Genomic DNA, 8,587 nt, shown 5'->3' on the forward strand with positions numbered 1-8,587 from the left:
CACCGTGCGCTCCGGCTCCGGTTCGCCGCCGGACGGCGCCGGGCCCTCGCGGAAGCCGGCCGCGGTCAGCGCCTCCCGGCCGGCCGGTCCGTCCACCAGCCGTCGCGGCCGCAGGTACAGGTTGTGCGGCGCCGGGCGGTCATCGGTGCGGTACCAGGCCTCCGGCCGGTTGCCGGGGGACTCCGCGCGCAGCGGCGCCGCCTCGATCAGCGGGCGCAGCCGGCTCTGCGAGCCCGAGTAGGCGAGCACCGGCTCGTCGAACTGCCGCAGCAGCCGCAGATCGGTCTCCCGGGCGCTGCGCACCGGACCCACCGCCGGGGGCAGCCGGGTGGCGTACAGGGCCATCAGCCTGCTGAGGCCGGCCTCCACCTGCTCCGCGTACACCACGTCCGCCTGCGCCAGCCCGGTCTGGGGACGGGCCGGGGCCACGTTGTCGACCTTGACGGCGAGGACGCCGGAGGGCGCCTCGTCGGCATCGCCGCTGCGGTCCGTGGCGGGGTTCTGGGTGCACCCCGCGGCCAGTGCGAGAGCGGCGATCACTGCCGTGAGCACCGCTCTCGTTCCTGCCCGCCGTGTGCCGGGTCCGCCGGCCACGCCCCTGCGGTTCGTCGTGCCGGCCCCCGAACCGGACCCCGAACCGGAGCCGGTCCGAGAGCCGGCCGAGCCGTTCGGTCTGTCGCGCAGCCCCATGCCCACCGCCGCCGATCGTCGGTTCGTGCGCCAAGTACCGGTCCCGTTGTGCTCTACCCCTTCGCGCCCCCCACCGCACCCAGGACGGGCGAACCGTGTCGGTTCGGCCGGTTTCCTGTAGGCCGTCCGGGTACCCGTCGCACGGACGAGAGCATGCGGAAGCAGGGAGTCCGACGCGATGAAAGCAGTGACCTGGCAGGGCAAGCGGGACGTCCGGGTGGAGACCGTGCCCGATCCGACGATCGAGCAACCCACCGACGCGATCGTCCGGATCACCTCCTCCGGACTGTGCGGCTCCGACCTCCACCTCTACGAGGTCCTCACCCCCTTCATGACCCCCGGCGACATCCTCGGCCACGAACCCATGGGCATCGTCGAGGAGGTGGGGTCCGAGGTGCCCGGTCTGAGCCCCGGGGACCGCGTGGTGGTGCCGTTCCAGATCTCCTGCGGCAGCTGCTGGATGTGCGGCCAGGGCCTCTACACCCAGTGCGAGACCACGCAGGTGACCGGCGAGGGCATGGGCGCCCAGCTCTTCGGCTACACCCGCCTCTACGGCGCGGTACCCGGCGGTCAGGCCGAGTACCTGCGGGTTCCGCAGGCCCACTTCGGACCCATCAAGGTGCCCGAGGGCCCGGCGGACGACCGGTTCGTCTACCTCTCCGACGTCCTGCCCACCGCCTGGCAGGCCGTCGAGTACGCCTCCGTCCCGCCGGGCGGAACCCTCGCCGTCCTCGGCCTCGGTCCGATCGGCGACATGGCCTGCCGGATCGCCCTCCACCGGGGCGCGGAGCGGGTCATCGGCGTCGACCTGGTCGGCGACCGGCTGCGCCGGGCCCGCGACCGCGGCGTGGAGACCTTCGACCTGCGCGACTTCGACAGCGAGAAGGAACTGGTCGCCGCCGTCCAGGACGTCACCGGCGGACGCGGCCCGGACTCGGTGATCGACGCGGTCGGCACCGAGGCGCACGGCAGCGCCGTGGCCCGGCTCGCCCAGAACGCCACCGCCCTGCTGCCCAACAGGATCAGCGGGCCCCTCGCCGAACGGTTCAGCATCGACCGGCTGGCCGCCCTGTACACGGCCATCGAGATGGTGCGGCGCGGCGGCACCATCTCCCTCTCCGGTGTCTACGGCGGCATGGCCGACCCGATGCCCATGCTCACCCTGTTCGACAAGCAGATCCAGCTGCGGATGGGCCAGGCCAACGTGCGGCGGTGGACCGACGAGATCCTGCCCCTGCTCACCGACGCGGACCCGCTCGGCGTGGACGACTTCGCCACCCACCACGTGCCGCTCGCCGAGGCCCCCGAGGCGTACGACATGTTCCAGAAGAAGCGCGACGGCGCCGTCAAGGTCGTCATGAATCCCTGAGCGCCCCTGCGCGCCCCTGAGGCCCCTGTGCGTACCGGGCGTCCTTGAACGGCCGGAACCGCTGACGGGGACCCACCCTCACTCCATGCCCAGGACCTCACCGAGGTCGTACCGTACCGGCTCCTCCAACTGCGCGAAGGTGCAGCTGTGCGGGGTGCGGTCCGGCCGCCAGCGGCGGAAGCGCGCCGTGTGCCGGAACCGCGCCCCGTTCTCCATGTGGTCGTACGCCACCTCGGCCACCAGCTCCGGCCGCAACGGCACCCACGACAGGTCCTTCTTCCCCGACCAGCGGCTCGGCGCCCCCGGCAGCCGGGCCGACTCGTGCGCCGCCGCGTCGCCCCACGCCGCCCAGGGATGCCCCGACACGTCGTCCAGCCGCAGTGGCTCCAGCTCCTCCACCAGCTCCGCCCGCCGCTTCATGGTGAACGCGGCGCACACCCCCACGTGCTGGAGCACCCCCTGCCCGTCGTGCAGGCCCAGCAGCAGCGAGCCCACCACGGGACCACTCTTGTGCAGGCGGTAGCCGGCCACCACCACGTCCGCGGTCCGCTCGTGCTTGATCTTGAACATCGCCCGCTCGTCCTGCCGGTACCGTGAGTCCGGCGGCTTGGCGACCACCCCGTCCAGCCCCGCACCCTCGAACTGCTCGAACCACCGCCGCGCCACCTCGATGTCGCCGGTCGCCGGCGCCAGGTGGACCGGCGGCTCCACGCCGTCCAGCATCCGCTCCAGCGACGCCCGGCGCTCCGTCAGCGGACGCCCGGTCAGCGCCTGGTCGCCGAGCGCCAGCAGGTCGAAGGCGACGAACGACGCCGGGGTGCGCCCGGCCAGCATGCGCACCCGGGACTCCGCTGGATGGATGCGCTCGGTCAGCGCGTCGAAGTCCAGCCGCCCCTCCCGGGCGATCACGATCTCGCCGTCCACCACGCACCGGTCCGGCAGCCGGTCCCTCAGCGCCGTCACCAGCTCCGGGAAGTAACGCGTCAGCGGCTTGGTGGTGCGACTGCCCAGCTCCAGCTCCTCGCCGTCGCGGAACACGATCGCGCGGAAGCCGTCCCACTTGGCCTCGTAGTGCATCCCCTCGGGGATCTTCGCCACCGACCTGGCGAGCATCGGCTTCACGGGCGGCATCACCGGCAGGTCCATGGGCCGATTCTGCGTGTGCGCGCCGCCCGGGGCACGCCTACCGTGGCACACATGGGTGACGACGCCGTGGAACTGGACGCCGGAGGACGGAAGGTGCGCCTGTCCCACCCGGACAAGGTGCTGTTTCCGGAGAAGGGCTACACCAAGCGCGACCTGGCCGAGTACTACCTCGCCGTGGGCCCCGGCGCGCTGCGCGCCCTGCGGGAGCGGCCCACTGCCCTCCAGCGCTACCCGGACGGCGTCGAGGGGGAGTGGTTCTTCCAGAAGCGCGTTCCCAAGAACCACCCCGACTGGATCCCCACGGCGCACATCACCTTCCCCAGCGGGCGCAGCGCCGACGAGATGTGCCCGACGGAGATCGCCGCCGTGGTCTGGGCCGTGCAGTTCAACACGGTGACCTTCCACCCGTGGCCCGTGCGGCGTGCCGACGTCGACCGGCCCGACGAACTGCGCCTCGACCTCGACCCGCAGCCGGGCACCGGCTACGAGGACGCCGTCACCGCGGCCCACGAACTGCGCGCCGTGCTGGAGGAACACGGGGTGCGCGGCTGGCCCAAGACCTCGGGCGGCCGCGGCATCCACGTCTTCGTGCCGATCGCCGCGCGGTGGACCTTCACCGAGGTGCGGCGCGCGGCGATCGCGGCGGGCCGGGAGCTGGAGCGGCGGATGCCGGAGCGGGTCACCACCCGGTGGTGGAAGGAGGAACGGGGCGAGAAGATCTTCGTCGACTACAACCAGACGGCGCGTGACCGGACCATCGCCTCCGCCTACTCCGTCCGGCCCCGGCCGCACGCCCCCGTCTCGGCGCCGCTGCGCTGGGAGGAGGTGGGGGAGGCCCGGCCGGAGGACTTCGACATCCGGACCATGGCGGCCCGGTTCGCCGAGGTGGGCGACGTCCACGCGGACATGGAGGAGCACGCCTTCTCGCTGGAACCGCTGCTGGAGCTGGCCCGGCGGGACGAGGCGGAACACGGGCTGGGCGACCTCCCGTACCCGCCGGAGTACCCGAAGATGCCGGGGGAGCCGAAGCGGGTGCAGCCGAGCCGGGCCAGAAAGACCTGACCGGGCCAGGAGGACCTGACCGGGCGAGGAGGACCTGACCGGCGAGGGGGCTCACCCCTGGACGGGCTCCGGGCGCAGCACGGCGAAGCGGGCGCCGTAGGGGTCCGCGAGGCGGGCCATCCGCCCGACGCCCGCGACGTCGGTCGGTTCCAGCCGCACCGCGCCGCCCCGCTCCCGGGTCCGGTCGGCGACGGCGTCGACGTCCCCCACCGCGAAGTAGGGGAGCCAGTACGACCCACCGCCCGCCTCGACCGGGTCGCCCACCGAGCCGACCACACCGCCGAACATGCCGTCCTCCCCGGCACCCGCGGGGTTGACGCAGGTGTAGGCGCCGCCGGGGAAGGAGACCGAGGACGTCTCCCAGCCCAGCGCCGCGTGGTAGAAGCCCGCCGCACCCGCCACGTCCGTGGTGTACAGCTCCACCCAGCACAGGGCGCCGTCCTCGCCGGCCACGTCCAGCCCGGCCAGCGTCCCCGGCTGCCAGACGCCGAACGCGGCGCGCATCGGGTCGGCGAGGATCGCCATGCGCCCCTTGTCCATCACGTCGTCCGGCTCCACCACCACCGTCCCCTGCGCCCGGCGGACGGCCCGTGCGGTGGCCTCGGCGTCGTCGGAACGGAAGTAGACCGTCCACGACGGGGGAGCGGTGCCGGCCGGGAGTTCCATGCCGCCGGCCACCGTCCGCCCGCCGGAGGTGAAGAAGCCGTACCCCCCGGCGTCCGGGCCGGCGGAACGGAACTGCCAGCCGAAGAGGCCGCCGTAGAAGGTCATCGCCCCGTTGAGATCGGGTGTGCCCAGGTCGATCCAGTTCGGGGAGCCGGGGACGAATGCGGTGGTCAGCATGGGTGCCTCACGGTCGTCGGGCGGCCGCCGGGTGCGGCGGGGAGCGGCGGGGAGCGGCGGTGCCCGCGGAACACCGCGGGCACCGTCGAGTGTGCCCCGCCCGCCCCCTCCAGCCGTGGAGTCAGGGCCGGTCGAGGTCCTCCCGGGTGATCTCGGTCAGCTCCCCGTCGGCCATCAGCCACCGGGTGACGCCGATCGAGTCCAGGAACGGCAGGTCGTGACTGGCCACCAGCAGCGCGCCCTGATGGCCCTCCAGCGCCCGGACGAGCTGCCGCACGCTCGCCATGTCCAGGTTGTTGGTCGGTTCGTCGAGCATCAGCAGCTGCGGCGCCGGCTCGGCCAGCATCAGCGCGGCCAGCGCCGCCCGGAACCGTTCGCCGCCGGAGAGCGTGCCGGCCGGCTGGTCGGCCCGGGCCCCGCGGAAGAGGAACCTGGCGAGCCTGGCCCGCACCTGGTTGACGGTGGCCCCGGGCGCGAACCGGGCCACGTTCCGGGCGACCGACAGCTCCTCGTCGAGGATGTCCAGCCGCTGCGGCAGGAAGCGCGCCGGAACGTGCGTGACCGCCGCGCCGGCCGCCGGGGCCAGCTCCCCGGCCAGCGTGCGCAGCAGGGTCGTCTTGCCGGAGCCGTTGCGGCCCACCAGGGCGACCCGCTCCGGACCCCGCACCTCGAACACGCCCCGCAGCGCGGCCCCGTGGACCGGCCGGAACCCGTCGAGCGTCAGCACCGTCCGGCCGGGCGGCACTGCGGTGGCGGGCAGGTCGACACGGATCTCGTCGTCCTCGCGCAGCGCCAGCTCCGCCTCGTCCAGCCGGTCCCTGGCATCGGCGAGACGCTCCTGGTGCATCGCCCGGTGCTTGCCGGCCGACTGCTCGGCGGCGTTCTTGCGCATCCCCATCACGATCTTGGGTTCGCGCTTCTGCTCGTTCATCCGCTGGCCGTACTTCCTGCGCTTGGCCAACTTGGTCTGCGCCTCGACCAGTTCGCGCTTCTGACGGCGAACGTCAGCCTCGGCGGCGCGCACCGTGCGCTGGGCGGCCTCCTGCTCGGCGGCCAGCGCCTCCTCGTAGTCGGTGATGTTGCCGCCGTACCAGGTGACCTCCCCCGAGCGCAGATCGGCGATCCGGTCGGCCAACTCCAGCAGTTCGCGGTCGTGACTGACCATGATCACGATCCGCGAGCCCCCGCTCCAGCCCGCCACCGTGTCGTGGAGGCGGCGGCGGGCGTACACGTCCAGGTTGTTGGTGGGCTCGTCCAGCAGCAGGACGTCGGGGCGGCGCAGCAGCAGCGCGGTCAGCCGCAGCAGCACGGACTCGCCGCCGGAGAGCTCGCCGACCGTGCGGTCCAGGCCCAGGTGCCCGAGGCCCAGTTCGCCGAGGGTGGCCAGGGCGCGCTCCTCGACGTCCCAGTCGTCGCCGACCGTCTCGAAGTGCTCCTCGGCGACGTCGCCGGACTCGATGGCGTGCAGTGCGGCCCGCTTCCCGGCGATGCCCAGCGCCTGGTCGACACGGAGCGAGGTGTCGAGGGTGACGTTCTGCGGGAGGTGACCGAGTTCACCGGTGACCCGGACGACGCCGTCGGTCGGTTCGAGCTCGCCGGCGATCAGCTTGAGCAGGGTCGACTTGCCGGCGCCGTTGACGCCCACCAGCCCGGTGCGGCCGGGGGTGAAGGAGACGTCCAGATCCTCCAGGACCGGAGTGCCGTCCGGCCAGGAGAAGGACAGGGACGCGGCGGTGACCGAAGGGGTGACTGTTGTTGACACGAAGCCTCGCGGTGGTGTGATGCGGTCGGATGATCGCGTATCGAGACACCGTGCCGAGGCCGGGAAAAGAGGCCCTGCGGCGGTGGACGGCTCATGACGTCCGAGGTCGCACACGCGACGCGACAGCCCCGGTGGGACGGGGTGCGACGCGGTGTCTCATGACCTCAGACGAGCAACGTCCTTCTCCGATCGACGGCAACAGAACCACCACCAGGGTACCCACCGCCTCCGCGGCGGCGCGAGGCGTTTTCCCGCGCCGGATCACCGCGCCGCCGGACCGCCCGGCCGTCCTCCCTCAGATCACGTCCCGCATCAGCTCCGCCAGGTCGTGGTCCAGGTCGAGGTGCAGGTGCTCGCAGCCGAACGGCACCAGCGCCGCGGTGGCGGCCAGGAACCGGCGTACCTCCTCGGTCGGCACGTGCACCACGGCCGCCCCCTCCGGGGAGTGGAACTCCAGTGCCGTACGCCCCTGTTCGTACGGCAGCACCCGCACGTCCCCCACGCCGTGCGGCCCGCGCAGCCCCTCGGCCAGCAGCTCCCGGGAGAAGGTCCAGCACACCTCCACCCCCTCCAGGGTGGCCGGGCCCGGAAACGTCATCCGCACGGCGAACGGGTCGCCGGTGTCGTAGTGCATCGTCGACGGGATCACCGTCATCCGCGGAGCCGCGGCGACGAGACGGGCCTGAACCGGGTGCTCGATGACGGTGGACAAACGTCTGCTCCCCTAAGAGTCGGCTGACCGGACGGCGGGCTGGTCGGACCCGCGTACTGGAACAGAGGCCGGACGGCGCGGATCCGTACACCCTGGCAGCGTGACCTGCGTCACCGGACACAATCGCTTCGGCACCATTCCCCCACGGCATCTCCAGGACTCGTCCCCCGCATCCCGGGTCCCATGCGCGGCCCGCGCCCCCTCCCGTGCGCGCTCCGCGGCCCCGCCGTCCGGCCCGGTCCCGTGGCGGCGGTCCATGACCGCCCGGAACATGGGTAACCGTTCGATCTCCGGTATTTCCCCCATCGAGGAGTGCGAGAACATGCCCCGTGGTTCCAGCCCCAAGAGGGAACGGCAGTACGAACACATCAAGGAGAGCGAGAAGTCGCGCGGCGCCTCCACCGGCCGCGCCGAGGAGATCGCCGCCCGCACCGTGAACAAGGAGCGCGCCCGCTCCGGCGAGTCGAGGACCGCGAGCCGCACCTCCACCGAGGACATGTCCTCGGGCCGGCGGGGCGGCCGGCGTTCCGGCGGCGGCTCCCAGGGCCCCACCTACGACCAGCTGTACCAGGAGGCCAGGAAGAAGAACGTCCACGGCCGCTCCGACATGAACAAGGAGCAGCTGCGGCAGGCGCTGGGCAAGTGACCGGCGAGGGGGCGTAGCCTCTTCGCCCGTGACCGACACCCGGGCCGTGACGGCGGCCGTGCGCGTTCCCGAAGGATGGCCCACCACCGAGGAGGCCGCCCTGGCCGTCCAGGACGAACTGCGGGCCCTCCTGGTGCTCGACCAGGAGGGCCCGCCGCCCGGGACCGGCCGGGTCACCGGTGTCGACGTGGCCTACGACGACACGCGCGGGGTGGTCGCCGCCGCGGCCGTCACCCTGGACGCGGCGACCCTCGCCGAGACCGGCCGGGCCGTCGCCGTCGGCCCGGTGGCCTTCCCCTACGTGCCCGGACTCCTCGCGTTCCGCGAGGTCCCCGCCGTGCTGGCCGCCCTGGAGGC

9 protein-coding genes are annotated in these 8,587 nt (G+C 73.1%); 4 read left to right on the forward strand and 5 right to left on the reverse strand.

The genetic code is table 11. From position 1 onward, the window contains the following. On the reverse strand, positions 1–552 hold a 552-nt coding region (locus HW445_RS10930; RefSeq protein WP_308798853.1), incomplete at its 3' end, for a DUF3048 domain-containing protein. A 316-nt stretch (positions 553–868) separates the two neighbouring features. On the opposite strand from HW445_RS10930, the gene HW445_RS10935 reads away from it, so the two are divergent. Beyond that, positions 869–2,059, forward strand: coding sequence for a zinc-dependent alcohol dehydrogenase (locus HW445_RS10935; RefSeq protein ID WP_180220828.1), 1,191 nt, complete (start codon positions 869–871; stop codon positions 2,057–2,059). A 78-nt stretch (positions 2,060–2,137) separates the two neighbouring features. Here HW445_RS10935 and HW445_RS10940 read toward each other — a convergent pair whose 3' ends face one another. Next, on the reverse strand, positions 2,138–3,205 hold the full coding sequence (locus HW445_RS10940; protein ID WP_180220829.1) for an ATP-dependent DNA ligase: 1,068 nt from the start codon (positions 3,203–3,205) through the stop codon (positions 2,138–2,140). A gap of 51 nt (positions 3,206–3,256) precedes the next feature. On the opposite strand from HW445_RS10940, the gene ligD reads away from it, so the two are divergent. Next, on the forward strand, positions 3,257–4,267 hold the full coding sequence (gene ligD, locus HW445_RS10945; protein ID WP_180220830.1) for a non-homologous end-joining DNA ligase: 1,011 nt from the start codon (positions 3,257–3,259) through the stop codon (positions 4,265–4,267). Between the two features lie 51 nt (positions 4,268–4,318). Here ligD and HW445_RS10950 read toward each other — a convergent pair whose 3' ends face one another. The 3 genes from HW445_RS10950 to HW445_RS10960 all read right to left on the reverse strand — a co-directional run bounded on the left by HW445_RS10950 (position 4,319) and on the right by HW445_RS10960 (position 7,584). Beyond that, on the reverse strand, positions 4,319–5,110 hold the full coding sequence (locus tag HW445_RS10950) for a VOC family protein (RefSeq protein ID WP_180220831.1): 792 nt from the start codon (positions 5,108–5,110) through the stop codon (positions 4,319–4,321). 121 nt (positions 5,111–5,231) lie between these two features. Then, a complete protein-coding gene (locus HW445_RS10955; protein ID WP_180220832.1) occupies positions 5,232–6,872 on the reverse strand; it encodes an ABC-F family ATP-binding cassette domain-containing protein in 1,641 nt (546 codons plus the stop codon). Between the two features lie 295 nt (positions 6,873–7,167). Next, positions 7,168–7,584, reverse strand: coding sequence for an SsgA family sporulation/cell division regulator (locus HW445_RS10960; protein ID WP_151770486.1), 417 nt, complete (start codon positions 7,582–7,584; stop codon positions 7,168–7,170). A gap of 322 nt (positions 7,585–7,906) precedes the next feature. On the opposite strand from HW445_RS10960, the gene HW445_RS10965 reads away from it, so the two are divergent. Together HW445_RS10965 and HW445_RS10970 are read left to right on the forward strand one after the other, a co-directional pair. Then, positions 7,907–8,230 (forward strand): plasmid stabilization protein, encoded by a 324-nt coding sequence (locus tag HW445_RS10965; RefSeq protein WP_180220833.1) that lies wholly within the window; start codon positions 7,907–7,909, stop codon positions 8,228–8,230. A 28-nt stretch (positions 8,231–8,258) separates the two neighbouring features. Continuing rightward, the coding region (locus tag HW445_RS10970) for an endonuclease V (protein WP_308798857.1) at positions 8,259–8,587 on the forward strand (329 nt) is incomplete at its 3' end.

Source organism: Streptomyces sp. UH6 (genome assembly GCF_013421635.1).
Lineage (GTDB): Bacteria > Actinomycetota > Actinomycetes > Streptomycetales > Streptomycetaceae > Streptomyces > Streptomyces abyssomicinicus.